We start from the raw sequence: 20,479 nt of genomic DNA, 5'->3' as shown, positions 1-20,479 counted from the left end.
CACATTAAAATGTAAATCAAGCATTAAGTTGATTTTTTATTCACTTTTTGATGGCGTCTTTTTTAGGCATGTGGTCAATTTAAATTGAGTATTATTGCGTAGCGTTAGTTGTGGTAGTTGGCGATCAGTATTGAATAAAAACAGAGTTGATATACAACATGGACAAAAAGTGAAGGGAGGAGTTAACTCTTAGCATGAGTAGGGCGACAACATCGCCCCAGTAGACTAAGATTATTCACCGGCAAAATCAACGAGGGTAAAACAGTTAATACCCAGATCGGTTAATTTTGTTTTACCATGCAGATCCGGTAAATTAATAACAAATGCGGCATCTTCTGCTATACCACCTGCTTTTTGAATTAATTTAGCAGTTGCAGCAACCGTTCCACCTGTTGCAAGTAAATCATCAATAATCAGCACACGTTCATTCGGTTTAATTGCATCTGAATGGATTTCAAGTGTATCGGTTCCGTATTCAAGTTGATACTCTTCTTTAAATACGTGACGTGGTAACTTGTTGGGTTTTCGAACTGGCACAAAACCAACGCCTAACGCTAATGCAATTGGTGCTGCAAAAATAAAACCACGCGCTTCAGTACCGACAACTTTATCAATTTTTTTATCTCGATAGTGATCGATTAACAATTCGACCGAAGTTCTAAATGCGACAGGATCTTCAAGCAGACTGGTAATATCACGAAATAAAATTCCTTGCTTAGGATAGTCTGGAATGGTGATAATGCTGTTTTTGATAAGCGCAAGTTTTTCTTGTATCTGAGTCATATTAAATGTTCTCTAAATATTCTCTTTTTAAGAATGGCTAATTTTGTATTATATACCTTCGTTCTTTGTGCTTGCAATAAACAAACCGTAACAATGCAGTAAAAGCGGTCGATTGTTCACAATTTGATTGATACATGTTGAAAGTCGGGATGAAATGATTCCTTTTTAAATAAAAAATTTAATTGGCGTTTTCCTGTCCTAAAAAGGTATTTTTTACAACTTTTTACAATTAAATACAACTATCTGACAGTTTGATTGGTCAAATCAATATAATGACATAAACTTTTTATATAAGGAAAAACAATGAAATTAATTAAAACAGTCCTATTAGCAGGGCTTTCAATATTAAGTTTATGCAGTCATGCTCAAGTCAATAAGCAAATTGAAATTCGCTCGGAACTTGCATCGCCAATTGTTATGCAAAATTCCCAAGATAAGAATTATTTAAAAATTTCGTTAACCGGTCATGAATTTGATTCAGCAAAACGGGTTCCTATTAATTTGGCAATAGTAATTGATCGCTCCGGCTCGATGCAAGGTGATCGTATTGTTAAAGCAAAAGAGGCGGCTATCTTTGCTATTAACATGCTTAATGAGAATGATACTTTATCTGTCGTTGCTTATGATAATGATGCAAAGGTGATTATTCCTTCAACCAAAGTTAACAATAAACAAAAACTGATTAGTTTAATAAAAGAAAATATTGTTGCAGATGGTGGCACAGCGTTGTTTGCCGGATTAAGTAAAGGTATCCATCAAGTTGAAAAACAGTTGTCTAAAGATAATGTGAATCGCATTATTTTATTATCGGACGGGCAGGCGAATATTGGTCCGACATCCGTTCAAGAACTTTCTGAACTTGCCATTATTGCCGCCAAAAAGAATATTTCTGTCAGTACTTTTGGTATCGGTGAGGATTATAATGAATTATTGATGTCATCGATTGCCAGTTATAGTGATGGTAATCATGTATTTGTTAATGATTCTTTAGATCTTGAAAATGTATTTGTTCGTGAGTTCAAGGATGTAATGTCAACGGTTGCCCAACATGTTAAGATCAATATCTATTTAAAAGATGGGGTAAAACCGGTTCGTTTATTAGGTAGAGACGGCATAATCAAAGGTAATCAAGTAACGGTAACAATGAATCAAATTTATTCTAATCAAGAAAAGTATATTTTGTTAGAGGTCGAGCAACCACAAGGTAAAGTAGGCGAAGAAAGAACAATAGCGGAAATTGATTTAGTGTATGATGATTTGTTAGATAAGAAAACTCAAAAAGAAAAACAATCAGTAAAACTTGCTTATACCGATAATCTGGAAGCCGTAAAAAAAGCCTTGCGCCAAGATGTCGTTACTGAGATTGAAATACAAGAAGTGAATGAAAATAGCGTTAAAGCATTAGAATTCTATAATAAAGGCGATCGAAAAGCTGCGCAGAAAATTCTAGAGGATAACAGTAAAAGACTTGAAGCAGTTGCAAATATGTATCCAGAATATGCGGGTAGAGTGCTAGATGATATAAAATGGAATGAAAAAATGGCAGCAGATGCAGTTAATGAAAGAGGGAATAGCAACGCTTATCGTAAAGGAATGACCGAAAAGCAACAAAATACTAAACTGGGTGTAATTAAAAAATAACGAAAGTATGAAAAAATTAGCAGCGATTCTCTCTTGTATAATATTTGTAATGGCACTTACCTATCTTGGTTGGCGTAGTATTGAACATGAAGTTTTAATGCGCCAACATCAGCAAAGAATGTTAGCACAAAGCCGGTTGGAGAATATAAAATCATCGATTGAATCGCTGTTAAATCAGCGTTCTGTTTATTTGATTAGCTTAATTCAACTTTTGGAAAAGGGCGTAGGTACGTTTGATAATCTGTTACAATCGCAGTCAGATATTAAAAATGCTTTCGAAATTCGGCATAATAACATTGCTTATATCAGTAATAGTAACGATCTGCAGTGGGTTAAATTTGTTGAGTCGATTAAGTATGATAATGCAATTTTAATCAATCCCAATTCCTCCAGTGAATTATCTCAGCCAACCTCGGGCTGGTATCAGTCTTATGATCATCTGATTTTTTGGTCTAAAAAGGGTAACATTATCAAGGGATTTGAGCTATCAACGATTAAATTTGCGTTAGATATTATTCGGTTATTTGAAGATCAATCTATCGATGATAATTTCAGTCTCTATGATGGTTCAAAACAAATCTATGTTCATGGTCACTCGACAATCAATGACATTAATGTGATGCTTGACTATCCACTACAGAATTGGCAATTAACTTATTATTATTTATCACCAAACTTTGTTACCTTTTATTGGTTAGGTGGTGGAATATTATTTTTGTTTATTGTGTTAGTTATTGGTATCGTTTGTTATGTTTATCGAGAATATACACGAGCGATTCGTTTAGCTAAACAACAAGTTAGCTTTGTTGGGCAAGTTTCACATGAGTTTAAAACGCCATTAACTAATATCACACTTTATTCAGAAATGTTAAAAGAACAGTTAACCGATGAACCTTTTCCTGTACCTGAATATTTGGATGTGATCACCAGTGAAAGTCAGCGATTAACTCGCTTAGTGCAAAATGTACTTAATTTAAGTAAGCCAGCTAAACAGAATTTTAAAGCCGTTAATTTAACGTTGCTCATTGAGCGAGTTTTTCAAACTTTCAATCCCGTTCTTAAAACAAAATCATTGCAACTGAATTTGATTTTAAATTCGAATAAAAATCACACTATCTTTACCGATGAAGATAGTGTGATGCAAATCATAAGTAATTTTTTAAGCAATGCTGAAAAATATGCCGTAGATGGCAAAAAAGTTGATTTATCACTGACGACTAATGATAAACAGACTATTATCACCGTGCGGGATTATGGTCGTGGTATCCCTAAGCATCTATTAAAGAAAATTTTTAAACCCTTTTATCGGATAAATTCATCCATTACCGAAGGCGTTTCGGGAACAGGAATTGGGCTTACTATTGCCAACCAATTAGCGCAGCAATTGCAGGGTACTATCAAGGTAACCAATGAAAATCCGGGTACTGCGTTTTCATTAATTTTAACGGAGCATGTGCATGAAGATTTTAATCGCTGAGGATGATCATAACATTCGTAAAGGAATGTCGGATCTTTTACAACAAGAAGGTTATATCATCCTTCAAGCTGAAAATGGGAAAACTGCGCTTAAATTGTTTAAACAGGATAAACCTGATTTTATCATTTTAGATATTATGATGCCCGAAATGGATGGGTATTGTGTTTGTCGTGAGATTCGAAAATTAGATGATGATATACCGATTCTTTTTTTATCTGCTAAAGATGAAGAAATCGATCGCGTTATTGGTTTAGAGCTTGGCGCTGATGACTATATGAGTAAACCTTTTGGCATTCATGAACTTCGAGCAAGAATCAAAGCTATTGCTAAACGTTATTTAAAATTAAAACATGCTAACCATATAAACGATGAATTTTTTTATTTTGGTGATTTGACGGTTTATCCAATCGAGTTATGTGCAAAACGTAATCAACAAGTAATCGAGCTTTCACTTCGAGAAATCAAAATTATATCTTGCCTGTATCAACATCAAAATCAAGTTGTGACAAGGGATATGCTTTTTGATTATGTATGGGGATATGATTATTCACCAAATAGTCGAACACTTGATCAGCATATCTCTAAATTACGTAAACAAATTGAACTCGATCCATTGAATCCTGTTTTAATTAAAACCATTCATGGCTTCGGTTATCGACATTAAAATCGGGTGATTTATTAAATCGTTCTGCCTGAATTGAAATTTAAAAGCGATGTAATTGTTGTTTTATCAAAGCTTGAAAAGAGGTATTATTAACGCTAAATGTATTTATTGTGATAACTAAACGAATTTATGCAAATTAGCCCATTATTAGAATCACTCATGGAAGCATTACGTTGCTTACCTGGCGTTGGTCCCAAATCTGCACAACGGATGGCTTTCCATTTATTACAGCGTAATCGACAAGGCGGTATTAAATTGGCTCACGTACTTCATGAAGCGATGATTAATATCGGTCATTGCCAAGAGTGCCGAACTTTTACTGAACAATCCATTTGTACCATTTGTGCCAATGCTCGTCGTCAAAGTAGCGGTCAACTCTGTGTTGTTGAAACCCCAGCAGATATCGTTGCTATTGAACAAACCGGTCAATACAGTGGTCGTTATTTTGTATTGTTAGGTCATCTTTCTCCTTTAGATGGTATTGGTCCAACTGATATTGGTCTTGATCTATTAAAGCACAAACTATCTTCAGAAACGATCAGTGAGGTTATTTTAGCGACGAACCCAACAGTTGAAGGGGATGCAACCGCCAACTATATTGCTCAAATGTGTGCAGAGTTTGATGTAACGGCAACCCGTATCGCTCATGGCGTGCCAGTTGGTGGAGAACTTGAAATGGTAGACGGTACAACGTTATCGCACTCGTTTGTTGGTCGTCAAAAAATTGAATGGTAAATCGGTTGTAGATTAAGCATCAATGTTTTCTGAACAGTTACCAAATCATTCGTTAAATTAGCCAAAGTCGAGTGATATAAAAGGGTGTAGGAATAGTTATTTGAAGATAGAAAGAGGAATAAAATGAAGTATAAAGCCGTTGCCTTTGATATGGATGGTACTTTACTTGCCAGTAATCGTCTAATTTTACCTGAGACAGTTGCGATGATTGAAAAAATCAGTGCCAAAGGTGTTAAAGTTATTTTAGTTTCTGGTCGTCACCATTCTGTTATTTATCCGTATTATTATCAACTTAAATTATCAACACCTGCAATTTGTTGTAATGGATCTTACCTGTATGATTTTGAAAAACAGCAATCATTTGCCGGTAAACCCATGACAAAAGAGCAAGCAAAAACATTGCTTAATTTGGTCAATCAATATGGTATTCATACGCTTATTTACACTGACAAAATGATGACTTATGAAGTGCTCGATGATCATTTAGAAGGTTTTTTTAAATGGGTAAATTCGTTGCCTTCATTTTTACAACCTGAGATTAAAAAAGTAGATAGCTTTGATAAGGTAATTGACGAAGCAGGAGCGGTTTACAAATTTGCCACAAGTAGTCATGATCTGCCTGCATTACGACAATTTTCGGATGCTGTTGAAGCACTTAATCAATTTTCGTGCGAATGGTCTTGGTCGAATCGCGCTGATGTCGCCGTGAAGGGCAATACAAAGGGAAATGGTTTAATGCATTGGGCTAAACACGAAAATATCGATCTTAGTGAAATCGTCGCATTTGGTGATAGCTATAATGATATTTCAATGTTGACGTTGGCGGGGCTGGGTATTGCGATGGGCAACGCAGATGATGAAGTGAAAGCCAAAGCCGACCATGTTATTGGTGACAATAACAGTACCAGTATTGCGAGTGAACTTGAAAAACTGTTTTTATAGTATTTGTTAAATAATGTTCGAAATTCTTTATCAAGATGATGCTTTAATTGCGATTAACAAGCCATCCGGTTGGCTTGTGCATCGCAGTTGGTTAGATAAACATGAAACGACGGTTGTCATGCAAACTTTGCGAGATCAGATTGGGCAACATGTGTTTCCTATTCATCGCTTAGATCGTCCTACATCTGGGGTATTATTGTTTGCTTTATCTAGTGAAACCGCTCGTTTAATGTCACAACAGTTTGCAACTAAACAAATTGAAAAAACGTATCATGCAATTGTTCGGGGTTATGTTGAAGGTGATGCGATAATTGATTATCCATTAGTTGAAGAGCTGGATAAAATTGCCGATAAGTTCTCGACACTGAATAAACCCGCACAAGATGCAATTACCTTTTATCGGGGTATCAGTAAGATCGAAGTACCGATTAAAGTTGGTAAATTTGATACAGCAAGATTTAGTTTTGTGGAATTAAAACCCCAAACCGGTCGAAAACATCAATTACGCCGCCACATGAAGCATATATTTCATCCTATTTTAGGTGATAGTAAACATGGCGATCTTCATCAAAATCGAGCTTTTACTGCTTACTTTGGTATTAAAAGACTAATGTTACATGCAAGTTCGCTTAATATTATTCACCCACTAACGCAGTGTCCAATCACGATTAAAGCTGATTTAGATAATAACTGGCTATCTATTTTGAAAAATTTTGAATTGATTTAATCAATTTGTTTCATATTTTTTTAAATAATTTGGTGTTATTTCAGTGCAACTTGCTTCAATTTCTATCAATAATACAAATGAACAGGGTCATTAAGTCCATTTAAAAAACGGAGTAAATAAAGTATTAAAATGTAATTTAATATAACGATTTTGTTTTTGATTACTTAAGAATAATTAATAAAATTTTACTTATTTCTTTTCAATTAAAATATTACATAGTATGATTTTGTACCTTTTCAAGTTTGTAAATCGATTTATGCTACCTTGAAAAGGAATTCGAATAGATTTATGTCGTTAATATTCTGTTAATGGGAAAAAAAAATGAAATTAGTTGTAAAATTTTTGGGTATTTTTATGTTATCGCTTATGGTTTTTGCCTGTACCAATAATGATTCTCCAGAAGCCGTTGGAGAAAAATTTACAAAAGCTGGTTATAGCGTTGATATGGATACCTTTATGGATTTATTGTATATTTCTGATGATATGCAAAAAGATGGTGTTGATGTAAAAATACTATTAAAAAGTAAATTTAAGAGTGTTTTAGATGAATCTGCAAAAATGGCAAAAAACCATGGCGGAATTGATAAAATCGTTAGTTCACCTGCTGAATATAATACCGATAAAACAAAAGCTCAAGTTGAAGTCACTGTTTCATTTAAAGATGGTGCTCAAAAGAAATCTAGTTTAGATTTGATAAAGATTGATGGTAAATGGCTTGTCAATATGAAATAAATCATAAGAATAGTATTTAATAACGAAAATAAAAAAGGGTAAATCAATGGTTACCCTTTTTCAATTATGATTAACTAATTTTTAAATTGTCATGAAATTTTGCCATTATGTCTTTATTGTTATACTGTTTTGTTCTAATTTAGTGACAAAAACGGTATCAGCTGATTCTTTAGATGCTCAATCTAACTTTATTCCACTTATAAAAGTAGGGGATTGGATTTTTCGCAAAGGTGTTCAAATTGATAGCTTGGTTATTAATCAATTAGGCGGGGGTGATTTTTCTCATATTGGTTTTATTATTGCAACTGAGCCAGAAGTTAGAGTAATTCATGCAACAACGGGCGATAATGAAAATCTACCAAATCAAGTTATTATTTCAACAATTGATGAATTTACTACGCCTTCACTTGCACAGAAGTATGCGATAGCAAGACCCCATTTTTTATCTGATCAACAACAACAATTGATAGTTGCAGAACTATTAACTAAACAAGGTGCTCCATTTGTACTAGCTAGTCGTGATGAAGATCATTTATATTGCACTACATTGCTTTATGACGCCATTGTCAAAATTTATCCGGAGTTTAATTTAGAATGGAAGTATGCTAACTTTCCTTTATTCAATGGCATTTACTTATTTCCGAGTGCCTTCGCAGACTATGAGGGTATCACATGGATCTATCACTATTCTGAAAATTAATCAGATAGACAAAGCTTGTAAAAACCGTTCTGATAAATCATGGTTATTAGCTTTATTAATTTAAGTACTGACATCAGTCGTTATCAACCACCATTTTAGTTAATCTGTAAGCAGGTAAATACCATTTTAAAACGTAATAGACTAGGTGATTTTTGCTGATTACTAAATTTTATTTTTTAAATTTATGTCTATTATATGTTGAAATTTGGATGAATAATTATCGAAAAGGGCAGTGAGATTAAATAACTTTTGTGACTGCTGTAATTATAAACTATTTATTCTTGACGTATAAACATGCCAATGCTAATATTTGCCACCTATTCAGTTAGACCTCAACGGCGCGTTGGCAGAGTGGCCATGCTGCGGATTGCAAATCCGTCTACCTCAGTTCGATTCTGGGACGCGCCTCCATTTATTGTCAATAAAATACTGTCATATTAAAACAATCAACGCTTCTATACGGCACAAACAGGTATAGTGAATTAGTTCCTACAGTAAATCTGACTGATGTCAATAGTGTAACTGCCAAAACTGTTCAATCGAAACTCATTGTTGAGGTTATAGCATGCACTGATTTTGAGGATTCAAGAAAGGAATCTTCAGATTTAATGGACGTAAAAAAAGCGATTTCAGAAGTTTTCATAGATGCTAAATATATAGAGTGCTATCGTGAAAAAATGGACTCAAAGGCGTTGTTCGAAGTTCCAATTACAGTTGGTGGTAAAACGGCTGTTGGCGATATCCAAATCACTAATGCTGGATTTGGTGGGGGGATGATTATTAGCATGTCTGAAAGAATAAAAAATAAGATTAATCGTGCTACTAAATCAGCTATGTCTAAGCCAGAGCCTTCTATAACAATAAATCTGAATAATGATTTAAATTCGGAACTCGATATTGTTGCTCATGCGGTATATTTAGATAATTATGCACTGCCGTTATCGCCCTACACGCTTTTAACTGGCGAAAAACACACGTTTAAATTATCTGACGTTTCGGTCTCCTCTGCATTTGAAAACGGAGTAGCGCTGATTTATGAGAATTTAAATAATAGAATGAAGATGGAAGTCAAAAAATAACGTAGTTTATCCTTAATTATAATTTATTCAGCGACAAATCGTGTCGCTGAATAGGTGGTTTCCCGTCATCAGTTAACTTTATAGAGGTGCTGATTTTGCTGACCAAAATAATTAACATGTTTTTTTGTTACTAGTTCATTAATAGTCACCTAAATTAAAAAATTGCTTTTATCCCTATAGAATGGATTTGACGCTTTAACTGTGATATCTATTCAATCGATAAGAATATTTGGCAATGTAATATTAATTCGTTTTTTTTCCAACAATTGCTGGCAAATTAATGCCAATAATCATCCAAGTGCCGTAATACTTATATTCAGCATTTTTTATATGAAGTATAGTCATTATGAAGGCTTTTAACATCTTTTTCACCTGATTCAATCATGTCTGGAATAGTTCACAAAATGGCTTAGGTTGCCATTGCATGGATGTCGCTTTCTTTTTCGCCAGTCAGAAAAAAAATTCCGTTTTTTGGTTTTTTTCGAACTTTTTCATAAAATTAACTATCTGCTATCGAGGATAGTTGAAAAAATGTTTTCTTATAATTTATAAAGTTATTTTAGACCAAAGGAATAGTAAGATAAGTTTGAAAAGAATTGTTATTTTGTGATAAATATTATATTGTAAAGATTATTCAAAATATGGAGATAACTATGATACCAAATTTAAGCATTTTTGGAGTATTTGTTTTAAGCCTAATATTTTATTGGTGGATTTATGCAATTATTTTTTTAACTGGTTTTTATATCTTTTGTTTCTCTAGAGGTAAATTTATGCGTAGGTTTGGTGCTTCATTAATGCTGTTGCCAGTATGTTGTTATTTGTTCTTCATATGTACTATTAAAATTTAATCGTTCAAATGAAAATAACTTAAGCTATATTCTCTTTTATATTTTTATTTAAACCGATTGCTATATTGCTCAAAAAGGAGTACAAATAATAGTCAAATATAGGTATTCTTGATTTGACTAACTATGAGCTACTTTAATTATCATGCAAAAGCAAAAAAATTAATCAAAGATGGTTTTCTTCTGGGCTATGAGTTTGTGGATAATTGGAATGGAATTAAACCCGCTTTGGTGCTGTATTTTGTGAACGAAAAGCCTATGCCAATCAGAGAGTATCGTTGGGAAGAGTATTTCCCTCTTATTAATAAAGAAATCTAAAAGATGAATAGTTAAACAAAGTGAAAACCATTCATTTACTGGTTTACGATATATGGTATATTCTTGTCGTTGTTCAATTCATTAAAGAATTAGTTATTTGAACAATTTGATTTGATTTTAATCATCATTTTTGATGAAAATCGTATTAAATCCTATCAAGTTAGGATTTGTTAAGTTCATCTTTAAATAAATTTGCCAAGCTCTAGCCTAAAGCGTAAAATGCCCACCTATTTTGCTTAACCTATTACTGCTGAGTAATACTGACTTGAAATCAGAGGCATTTTTTAATGACAAATTTATACCCAAAACCTGAGTTACTTTCGCCTGCCGGTTCTCTTAAAAATATGCGTTATGCGTTTGCTTATGGTGCAGATGCGGTTTACGCCGGTCAACCTCGTTATAGTTTGCGTGTTCGCAATAATGAATTTAATCATGAAAATTTAGCTATCGGCATTAACGAAGCCCACGCACAGGGCAAAAAGTTTTATGTGGTGGTGAATATTGCACCTCATAATTCGAAACTTAAAACGTTTATTCGTGATCTTGAACCTATTGTCAATATGAAACCCGATGCCTTCATTATGTCTGATCCGGGTTTAATTATGCTTGTTCGTGAGCATTTTCCGGAAATGGAAATTCATTTATCGGTACAATCCAATGCTGTTAACTGGGCAACCGTTAAATTTTGGCATCAAATGGGATTAACACGTGTTGTGTTATCTCGAGAGCTGTCTCTTGATGAGATTGCCGAAATACGTGAAAAAGTTCCTGAGATGGAATTAGAAGTGTTTATCCATGGTGCACTTTGTATGGCATATTCTGGGCGTTGTCTGTTGTCTGGTTATATTAATAAACGAGATTCTAACCAAGGTACATGTACTAACGCATGCCGTTGGGAATACAAAGTTGCCGAAGGAAAAGAAGATGAAGTCGGGCAGATTGTTCATAAATGTGAACCCATACCGGTACAACAAGTTGAACCTACACTTGGCATTGGTCAAACAACAAATAAAGTATTTATGTTAGAAGAATCTGGTCGACCCGGTGAATACATGCAAGCATTCGAAGATGAGCATGGTACTTATATCATGAATTCTAAAGATTTAAGAGCAGTAGAACTAGTAGAAGATTTGACTAAAATAGGTGTCCACTCATTGAAAATTGAGGGGCGTACCAAGTCCTTTTATTACTGTGCAAGAACGGCACAAGTGTATCGTCAAGCGATAGATGCTGCAAGCGAAGGTAAGCCATTTGATCCTCGTTTGTTGGCTGAACTTGATTCTTTAGCGCATCGCGGTTATACCGAAGGCTTTTTGCGTCGTCATAAGCATGAAGATATGCAAAATTATGTTCACAGTCATTCGGTATCCGACAGACAACAGTTTGTGGGGGAATTTAGTGGTGAACGTCTAAATGGTTTAGCAGAAATTATTGTTAAGAATAAGTTTTCAGTGGGTGATAGTGTTGAGATGATGACACCAAAAGGTAACATGACTTTTACTATTGAACGTATGGAGAATAAAAAAGGGCAACCAGTACCTGCGGGATTAGGTGATGGGCATATTGTTTATATCCCTATCCCAGAAGAAATCGACTTAAATTATGCATTATTAATGCGTAATTTTGACTAAATATTGAAGTATCAACTGTCAGGTGTTACTGAACAGTTGATACAGATTTTATTGACGAATTAAATCATCCCCAATACCTATCCATTTATAGGTTGTTAGTGCTTCAAGTCCCATAGGGCCTCTGGCATGTAATTTTTGAGTACTTACAGCCACTTCAGCGCCTAAGCCAAATTGTCCACCGTCGGTAAAACGTGTCGAGGCGTTGACATATACCGCTGCTGCATCGACTTGATTAACAAATTGTTCCGCATGTATTAGGTTACGGGTTAAGATTGATTCTGAATGACCACTTCCATATTCTCGTATATGTTCTATTGCATTTTCGAGGGAATCGACGATAACAACATTAAGGTCTTTTGATAGCCATTCTTGACGTAACTCTTCATCTTTTATCGGATACACATTAGCTTTATTTGAGTTTAACATTTCAATTGTGCGCTTATCTGCATGTAAGGTAACCTCATTATCCGTCATTATTTGGCTTAATATCGGCATGAACATTGGCGCAATTTTATGATGAACTAATAATGTTTCCAGCGTATTACAAGTGCTAGGGCGCTGTGTTTTAGCATTAATAATAATGGCTAGCGCTTTATCAAAATCAGCACTTTCATCAACAAAAATATGACAGACACCAATACCCCCTGTAATGACAGGTATAGTAGATTGTTCACGGCATAACTGATGTAGTGCCACGCCACCTCTTGGAATAATCATATCAATGTACTTGTCGAGTTTAAGTAATTCGTTAATATATTTTCGGTCAAGATTGTCTATATATTGTATGGCGGTTTGTGGTAATCCAACTTGTGATAAGGCTTGTTGGATAACGGAAATAATCGCCATATTAGTTTTAAGCGTTTCTTTGCCACCTCTGAGTATCGCTGCGTTACCTGTTTTTAAGCAAAGCGAGGTGATATCAATGGTTACATTTGGACGAGCTTCATAAATAACACCAATTACACCTAATGGCACTCTTTTACGTTGTAACTTTAAACCACTTTCTAACGTTGACCCATCAATAATTTCACCTATAGGATCCTTCAATGTGATAACTTTACGAACATCATTGGCAATCGATGATAATCGCTCAGGGGTTAGCAGTAGACGATCAACAATAGCATCACTTAAGCCTTGTTCTTTTGCTAATTTTATATCGTGCGCATTAGCTGTTAGAATCAGGGTACTTTGTGCTTCTAATAAATCGGCAATGACCGTAAGTACTTTATTTTTCGTAGCAGTAGGGCATTGTGCTAATTGGTATGCAGCTTGTTTTGCTGCTTTTCCGATTTGGTTTAACATGATGAGACCTTTATAGATTTTTTAATTCTTAATATTGGTTAAGCGCATAATATACGTTTAAAGCATTATGCTGATTTTCTACTTTATTATTGGTATTTATGAATTTAAATCAATTGATTTTATCTTAATTATTAAGCCTAATAATTATTAGTGTATTGTATTTAAATAAGATTGCTAATAAATTATGCTTTAATAATCATATCATTTCGATGAACGGCAACTGAACCATATTCATAGCCAATAATTTGGCTAATTTCCAATGAGTGATGTCCTGCGATCTGTTGTAGTGCATCGCTATTATAACGACTGACTCCTCGGGCAATGGATTTGCCTGATTTATCGCATATATCAACCACTTCACCACGTGAAAAGGTTTGTGCAACTTTTATAATTCCTTTTGGTAAAAGGGAGCTTCCATTATTTAAAATTGCATTCACTGCACCGTCATCTAATATAAGTTTTCCTGCTATCGGTGCACCAAATATCCAATGTTTGCGATGTTCTAATGGTGTTTTTTGAGCAAGAAAACGAGTGCCAACCGATTTATTATTCATGATATCGATAATTACATTGGGTCTGTTTCCTGCCGCTATAACAACTTCGATACCGGCACTTCCTGCGACTTCAGCAGCTTGTATTTTTGTGCTCATTCCACCGGTACCTAACCCTGAAACACTATCGCCTGCGATACTACGCAAATGATCGTCGATCTGTTCGATTTCTGAAATTAATTTAGCGTTTTGATCTGATCTAGGATCGGCAGTATATAAACCTTCGATATCAGTTAATAAAATAAGTTTATCGGCTTCAGCTAAAATAGCGGCAAGTGCAGATAAATTATCATTATCGCCAACTTTAATTTCCGCTGTTGCTACCGCATCATTTTCATTGATAACGGGTACAATTTGGTTATCCAACATTGCTTTTAACACATCTTGAGCATTTAGGAATCTTTCACGATCTTCTAAATCTGCACGTGTTAATAGCATTTGACCAATGTAAATTTTATAAATAGAAAACAGTTGTTCCCACAGTTGGATGAGTTTACTTTGACCTACAGAAGCAAGTAATTGTTTTGATGCAACCGTATTAGGTAGGTTAGGGTAGTTTAAATACTCTCGTCCGGCAGCAATCGCACCTGACGTTACAATAATAACTTTATGACCTTCTTGATGTAAGATTGCACATTGTCGTATTAATTCTACTATCCGTGCACGATCTAGCTGTTTTGTCCCACTTGTTAATACGCTTGTACCCAATTTAACCACGACAACTTGCTGTTTTATGTTAGTCATAACAATACTCATTTTATACTGGTATTACAAAATAGACTTCATCCATGTTACTGATTGTGTTAATGCTTGATGTAAACTTTTTTGTAATGGTGTTTTTGGAATAGTGATAATTTTATTTTGCTTGGCTGAATGAATAAGTTTTGCTTCAGTTAAGGTACTAAGCACATCATTTTCGAAAATAATATTCATCACAGGAACTGGGCAAGCTCGAGTTAAAAGACCCTGATTTTTCAGTGAGAAATAATTTAATTCGGCGGCTAATTGCTGGTTGGATATTAGCGGTAATCCCAAACGGCTAGCTAGCATATCTTTGTAGCTATTAGGTAGATTCTTTTGTAGTTCTTTATCAGTGAAAATTTGATGAACAAAAGGTGTAAAATTAAATAATCCTTTTATTTTATTTGGCATCAAATAGGTTAATCGTGTTGCAATATGCGAACCAAAACGAAAACCTGCCACAATTAAACGATTATTATCCACCCAAGGCACGGTAGAAAGTTGCTCAATAATGGCTTGATGAATCTGACTACTATTTTGAGTTAAAGTGAAGTTACGACTGTATCCAACACTGGGTAAATCCACAGTTAACATCGCAATGCCTTGCGGTGCTAAATATTCACTAAAATATCGATAAAAATCAATTTGCAAATTACCAAGTGCATTACAGATCACAACGACAGGGCATGTACCTTCAGTTTTAGGTAAATGAAGTAGCGTTTTGATATTCCGATCTTCAACTTTGAATTCAAGTACTTTAATCTTATAAGGGGAATAATTGAGTGCTTTTGTATAAGCTTGATATGCACATGTTTGGGCATACATCGCTAACTTGTCATTTTTAAAATGAGGATAGCTTGCAATACTTGCATATTCGCTTGCAATCAAATAAAAAGTATTTAGGTTTTTTTTATCGTCTTCGCTTAAATTGGTGGGATCGATTGCATCGGCTTTTGCTGACCATTCAGCAGCTTGATTCAAAAATTCGTAAATCCAGTTACCCGGTTGATAACCAATAACTGAATCTAACCATTTATCATTGGTGTGTTTTTTAGTTGAAGCAGCAATTCGTGATAAAACTGCTTCAACTTCAAGCTTTGGCAAACCACGCCAAAACCACAAAATGGGATTGATAATTCTATACCATCTTGAATCTAGGTCGCCGTCTAACGGACTAATACTACTACCGTCACTGTAATCAATACGATTAATAAGCCCCGAAGTTTCTGGATAATCATATTGCTGTTTAAATATTTGTTCTGATAGATTTTTAGTCGCTGACATAACAGCCAATTATCCCTTATGGTAGATTAATTATTCATGATCACTAATTGGTTTAACAAACATGACACCGGTATCCCAAGGCTGTTCAATCCAAGTATCTTGTTCAATATCTACAACATAATCATCAACAAGAGGTTTACCAGCCGGTTTTGCAAAAATAGTGACAAATCGTGCTTTAGGATACATATCACGAATGGTGTGAGCGGTGTTACCGGTATCAACTAAATCATCAACAACAATAAAACCTTCACCATCACCGTTAGCTTGTTTAAGAATCAGTTTTTCACGTTGATGATCATGATCATAGCTTGAAATACAGACAGTATCAACATAACGAATGCTTAATTCTCGAGCAAGAATCGCAGCTGGTACTAAACCACCACGGCTTACTGCAATAATGCCTTTCCATTGATTTGCGGGTAATAAACGTTTTGAAAGTTGACGTCCATAGGCTTGTAACATTTCCCAGGTAACGTTGAATTTTTCTTTTTCAGCGATGATTTCAGCTTTATGCTGTTTTTTAGCTTTAATTTCTTCTTCAGTTAAATTTTGTTCTATTGACATGAGTAACTCGCAATTTTAATCGAATGTGTAAATATAATAAATTAATATTAATGGACTAAAAATAGATGTAAAATTGCACTTTATTATAGAGCGATTACACAAAAAAAACCACTCATTAATTAATTACTCACTTAATATTGAGGATATATTATGCTTTCCACATTAGAGCCAAAATTTACTTGGCAGATTTTTAATGATATTTGTAAAATTCCACATCCTTCACATCATGAACAAATGATAACTAAATATATTGTTGATTTTGCCAATTCTCATCATATTGCTTATCAAATCGATAAAGCAGGAAATATTTTGCTATCAAAACCAGCAACCAAAGGTTTAGAACATTGTCCTTCAATTGCGTTACAAGCCCATATGGATATGGTTCCTCAAAAAAATGAAGGCACAGTACACGATTTTTTGACTGATCCTATTCAAGCTTATGTTGACGGTGAATGGGTCAAAGCTAAAGGAACAACTTTAGGAGCTGATAATGGTGTTGGGCTGGCTTCGGCATTAGCTGTTTTAATTGATCCGACTGTTGAGCATGGGCCGTTAGAAGTGCTTGTTACCACATCAGAAGAGACCGGTATGCATGGCGCATTTGGTCTTCAACCTAATTGGCTTAAAAGCAAATATTTAATTAATACCGATTCTGAAGATGAAGGTGAAATATTTACAGGATGCGCTGGAGGCGTTGATTTTACCACAACGTTTGCGATTACTTATGCTGTTATGCCTGAAAAACATGATTGTTATATGCGTATCTCATTAAAAGGTTTAAAAGGTGGGCATTCTGGGTGTGATATTCATCTTGGGCGAGGTAATGCCATTAAACTTATGGCAAGGTTTTTGGCTGAGTATGCTCAGGATTTTTCATTTCGATTGGCGGATATACAAGGTGGATCATTACGAAATGCAATCCCAAGAGAAGCATTTGCCGAAATTTCATTGAATAAACAAGATTTACCTAAGCTTGAGTCAATCATTCAGCAATACAAATCGACCTTAAAAAACGAATTAGGTAGCGTTGAACCAAATATTGAAATAAATTTGAGTGATGTTGATGAAACTAAAGTTAGACGTGTGTTAACAACCGAGCATCAAATCAAAATCATCAATTGGTTGAACTCAGCACCAAATGGTGTGGTGAGAATGAGTAATCAAATACATGGCGTCGTTGAAACATCTTTAAATTTAGGCATTGTGAATATCAAAGAGAATCAACTCTATGTAAATTTCTTAATCCGTTCACAAGTAGATTCTGCTAAAGATGCGGTTGTTTCGACCTTAATTTCATTGAGTCAATTAGTCAATGCAAATTATGAAATTAGTGGCGGTTATTCTGGTTGGGAACCGACATTAGATTCTAGTTTGTTGCAACTTGCAAAAGACAAATATCATGAACTTTTTTCGCAAAAAGCAAAAATTATGGTAATACATGCTGGGCTAGAATGTGGTCTATTTAAGCAATCTTATCCTGATATGGATATGATTTCGATTGGGCCAACAATTGTATCTCCTCATTCTCCTGATGAAAAAGTGAATATTCAAAGCGTTCATCGTTATTGGGATCTACTTATTGCAATTTTAAAATCAGCAACACTTTTAAAATAGTATCAATTTAAAAAACCTGCGGATCGTCGTCGGCAGGTTTTTAACTGTCTTAAACATTACTTTAAATCGATAAATGAAATTAAATTCATAAAAAGTGAATAAAAATTCATTTTAGGACTTGTGTCGGTTTAATAAATAACCTACTATATATTCATTATTTAATAATAAATTATAGGAATGGTATGTTAAAAGCGGTTATTGTTGGAGCGAGTGGTTATGCAGGTGCAAAATTAGCCTATTACTTGACTAAACACCCACATGTTGAACTTGTTGCTTTAACGGTTTCAGAAAATAGTCAAGATGGGGGAAAGCTTATCTCAGACTATAATCTTCATCCTCAATTAAAAGGGGTGGTTGATTTACCTTTGATTGCAACCTCAGATTATTCTTTTTTAATTAATGATATCGATTTAGTATTTTTGGCAACTGAGCATGCTGTCAGTCATGCTATCGCCCCGTATTTTTTAGAGCACGACTGTACGGTTTTTGATTTGTCGGGTGCTTTTCGTGTTAATTCTTCCTCATTTTATCAAGATTTTTATGGTTTTACTCATCAACATCAACAATGGTTAGACCAAGCGATTTATGGTTTAGCCGAATGGAATTTTAAGGCAATTAAACAAGCAAAATTAATTGCCGTTCCCGGTTGTTATCCAACGGCCAGTTTGTTACCTTTAAAACCATTAATAGAAGAAGATTTAATAGATAAATCGCAATTACCTGTCATCAATGCGGTAAGTGGCGTGAGTGGTGCAGGGCGTAAACCTTCACATAATAATTTATTTTGTGAAGTCAGCTTACATGCCTATGGATTGTTTACTCATCGTCATCAACCTGAAATTGCAACGCATCTAGGTCAAGAGGTCATTTTTACTCCTCATTTAGGATGTTTTAAACAAGGTATTCACGCAACGATAACCTGCCTTGTAAAAGCCAATGTGTCTTCTAATGATATTCTTTCGGCTTTAAATAAGTATTACAGCGATAAGCCTTTAGTTAGAGTTTATCAAAAAGATTGGCCAGCTTTAAAAGCTGTCGTTGGATTACCTTATTGTGATATAGGATTTGTTTTAAAAGGACGACATTTAATTTTAATTTCAGTGGAAGATAACTTATTAAAAGGTGCAGCAGCACAAGCTGTGCAGTGTATGAATATTCGATTTGGTTTTGATGAAACAACTGCGTTACTTTAAAAATTGGGATATTTATCGATAAATTAAGATGAATAGCGGTTAACGATAATCTAAGTTAATAGGGAATTGAAATGAAACCATTAATTATTAAGCTTGGCGGCGTACTACTCGATAATAAAGATGCACTCAATAAATTGTTTTTAGTTATTCGTGATTATAAACAGAATTTTAACCGTCCTTTAATTATTGTACACGGTGGGGGCAGTGTCGTTGATTCCTTAATGGATAGGTTATCGATCCCCGTTGTTCGTCGTAATGGATTAAGGGTCACACCGGCAGATCAAATTGATGTGATTGTTGGTAGTCTTGCTGGTAGCGCAAATACCACTTTACTCTCTGAAGCTAAAAAACAGCATATACCAAGTATAGGGCTCTGTTTAGCGGACGGTGATAGCGTCAAAGTTAAGCAGATTTCGGAAGAGCTTGGGTATGTTGGTGAAGCTCAGGCTGGGGATCCAACTTTAGTGAATCTTCTAATAAAAAATGGTTATTTGCCGATCGTAAGTTCAATTGGTATAACAGATGAAGGCCAAATGATGAATGTTAACGCTGATCATGCAGCAGTGGCGTTAGCTAAAACATTAGATGCTGATTTAATTTTGCTTTCTGATGTAGTTGGCGTTTTAGATGAGAATAAACAGCGCATTGAATCATTAACACAATCACAAGCTGATCAACTTATCGCTAATGGGGTGATTACTGATGGCATGATAGTTAAAGTTAATTCTGCATTTGAAGCTGCTGAAGCGTTAGGCAGGGGAATTGATATAGCAAGTTGGAAAGAACCGGATAAACTGATTGAATTATTTAATGGAAAATCCGGTATAACGGGCACAAGAATTATTGCTTAAATAGCGATCAGATATTATATTACATCGGTTATCATTATAACTGTTTTAAGAAAAAAAGTGATGTAGGTTTCAAGATTTTTTAACTTATTCGTCGATCGTCGT

19 protein-coding genes and 1 tRNA gene are annotated in these 20,479 nt (G+C 34.6%); 15 read left to right on the top strand and 5 right to left on the bottom strand.

The annotated features are described in order from the left end of the window. Positions 1 to 231 precede the first annotated feature (231 nt). Complete coding sequence (gene apt / locus ACGH47_RS06145) at positions 232 to 783, bottom strand: adenine phosphoribosyltransferase (RefSeq protein ID WP_267352294.1); 552 nt, start codon at positions 781 to 783, stop codon at positions 232 to 234. 303 nt (positions 784 to 1,086) lie between these two features. Between apt and ACGH47_RS06140 the strand changes: the two genes are divergently transcribed. From ACGH47_RS06140 to yegQ, 12 genes are all read left to right on the top strand, one after another. Next, the gene (locus tag ACGH47_RS06140; protein WP_411622979.1) at positions 1,087 to 2,424 is read left to right on the top strand and encodes a vWA domain-containing protein; all 1,338 of its coding nucleotides are present in this window, start codon (positions 1,087 to 1,089) and stop codon (positions 2,422 to 2,424) included. Positions 2,425 to 2,431: 7 nt separating this feature from the next. After that, on the top strand, positions 2,432 to 3,901 hold the full coding sequence (locus ACGH47_RS06135) for a sensor histidine kinase (protein WP_411622977.1): 1,470 nt from the start codon (positions 2,432 to 2,434) through the stop codon (positions 3,899 to 3,901). Next, entirely contained in the window at positions 3,882 to 4,565 is a 684-nt protein-coding gene (locus ACGH47_RS06130) for a response regulator transcription factor (protein WP_411622976.1), read from the top strand. Before ACGH47_RS06135 ends, ACGH47_RS06130 begins: the two co-directional genes overlap by 20 nt. 129 nt (positions 4,566 to 4,694) lie before the next feature. Further along, positions 4,695 to 5,300, top strand: a complete 606-nt coding sequence (gene recR / locus ACGH47_RS06125) for a recombination mediator RecR (RefSeq protein ID WP_267352290.1) — start codon at positions 4,695 to 4,697, stop codon at positions 5,298 to 5,300. A 123-nt stretch (positions 5,301 to 5,423) separates the two neighbouring features. Beyond that, positions 5,424 to 6,242, top strand: a complete 819-nt coding sequence (locus tag ACGH47_RS06120) for a pyridoxal phosphatase (RefSeq protein WP_411622974.1) — start codon at positions 5,424 to 5,426, stop codon at positions 6,240 to 6,242. 13 nt (positions 6,243 to 6,255) lie between these two features. Next, positions 6,256 to 6,969 (top strand): tRNA pseudouridine(65) synthase TruC, encoded by a 714-nt coding sequence (gene truC, locus ACGH47_RS06115; protein ID WP_411622973.1) that lies wholly within the window; start codon positions 6,256 to 6,258, stop codon positions 6,967 to 6,969. Positions 6,970 to 7,290: 321 nt separating this feature from the next. Beyond that, on the top strand, positions 7,291 to 7,701 hold the full coding sequence (locus ACGH47_RS06110) for a DUF4878 domain-containing protein (RefSeq protein ID WP_267378808.1): 411 nt from the start codon (positions 7,291 to 7,293) through the stop codon (positions 7,699 to 7,701). 91 nt (positions 7,702 to 7,792) lie between these two features. Continuing rightward, positions 7,793 to 8,401: a YiiX/YebB-like N1pC/P60 family cysteine hydrolase gene (locus ACGH47_RS06105; protein WP_267378805.1), complete on the top strand. Its 609-nt coding sequence runs from the start codon at positions 7,793 to 7,795 to the stop codon at positions 8,399 to 8,401. Positions 8,402 to 8,738: 337 nt separating this feature from the next. Then, positions 8,739 to 8,812: transfer RNA gene (locus tag ACGH47_RS06100), tRNA-Cys, on the top strand. Positions 8,813 to 9,009: 197 nt separating this feature from the next. Continuing rightward, the gene (locus ACGH47_RS06095; protein ID WP_411622972.1) at positions 9,010 to 9,480 is read left to right on the top strand and encodes a hypothetical protein; all 471 of its coding nucleotides are present in this window, start codon (positions 9,010 to 9,012) and stop codon (positions 9,478 to 9,480) included. Between the two features lie 974 nt (positions 9,481 to 10,454). Beyond that, complete coding sequence (locus tag ACGH47_RS06090) at positions 10,455 to 10,646, top strand: thermostable hemolysin delta-VPH (protein WP_065557694.1); 192 nt, start codon at positions 10,455 to 10,457, stop codon at positions 10,644 to 10,646. 287 nt (positions 10,647 to 10,933) lie between these two features. Then, positions 10,934 to 12,277 carry a tRNA 5-hydroxyuridine modification protein YegQ gene (gene yegQ, locus ACGH47_RS06085; RefSeq protein WP_411622971.1) on the top strand — a complete coding sequence of 448 codons (1,344 nt, stop codon included), beginning with the start codon at positions 10,934 to 10,936 and terminating at the stop codon, positions 12,275 to 12,277. Positions 12,278 to 12,325: 48 nt separating this feature from the next. Here the strand turns inward: yegQ and proA are convergent, their stop codons facing one another. From proA to gpt, 4 genes are all read right to left on the bottom strand, one after another. Further along, positions 12,326 to 13,579 (bottom strand): glutamate-5-semialdehyde dehydrogenase, encoded by a 1,254-nt coding sequence (proA, locus tag ACGH47_RS06080; RefSeq protein ID WP_411622970.1) that lies wholly within the window; start codon positions 13,577 to 13,579, stop codon positions 12,326 to 12,328. Positions 13,580 to 13,761: 182 nt separating this feature from the next. Then, entirely contained in the window at positions 13,762 to 14,874 is a 1,113-nt protein-coding gene (proB, locus tag ACGH47_RS06075; protein WP_411622969.1) for a glutamate 5-kinase, read from the bottom strand. Between the two features lie 24 nt (positions 14,875 to 14,898). Continuing rightward, positions 14,899 to 16,155, bottom strand: coding sequence for an esterase FrsA (gene frsA / locus ACGH47_RS06070; RefSeq protein ID WP_411622968.1), 1,257 nt, complete (start codon positions 16,153 to 16,155; stop codon positions 14,899 to 14,901). 30 nt (positions 16,156 to 16,185) lie between these two features. After that, on the bottom strand, positions 16,186 to 16,719 hold the full coding sequence (gene gpt / locus ACGH47_RS06065; RefSeq protein ID WP_220217131.1) for a xanthine phosphoribosyltransferase: 534 nt from the start codon (positions 16,717 to 16,719) through the stop codon (positions 16,186 to 16,188). A gap of 150 nt (positions 16,720 to 16,869) precedes the next feature. Here gpt and ACGH47_RS06060 point away from each other — a divergent pair, with 150 nt between their 5' ends. From ACGH47_RS06060 to argB, 3 genes are all read left to right on the top strand, one after another. Next, the gene (locus ACGH47_RS06060; protein ID WP_411622967.1) at positions 16,870 to 18,333 is read left to right on the top strand and encodes an aminoacyl-histidine dipeptidase; all 1,464 of its coding nucleotides are present in this window, start codon (positions 16,870 to 16,872) and stop codon (positions 18,331 to 18,333) included. A 182-nt stretch (positions 18,334 to 18,515) separates the two neighbouring features. After that, the gene (gene argC, locus ACGH47_RS06055; RefSeq protein WP_267359836.1) at positions 18,516 to 19,526 is read left to right on the top strand and encodes an N-acetyl-gamma-glutamyl-phosphate reductase; all 1,011 of its coding nucleotides are present in this window, start codon (positions 18,516 to 18,518) and stop codon (positions 19,524 to 19,526) included. Between the two features lie 71 nt (positions 19,527 to 19,597). Next, complete coding sequence (gene argB / locus ACGH47_RS06050; RefSeq protein ID WP_267352278.1) at positions 19,598 to 20,377, top strand: acetylglutamate kinase; 780 nt, start codon at positions 19,598 to 19,600, stop codon at positions 20,375 to 20,377. Positions 20,378 to 20,479 lie beyond the last annotated feature (102 nt).

The organism is Gilliamella sp. CG16, assembly GCF_046635785.1.
Lineage (GTDB): Bacteria > Pseudomonadota > Gammaproteobacteria > Enterobacterales > Orbaceae > Gilliamella > Gilliamella apicola_I.
Note: the sequence above shows the minus strand (reverse complement) of the source record. Positions and strands in the feature narration are given on the sequence as shown.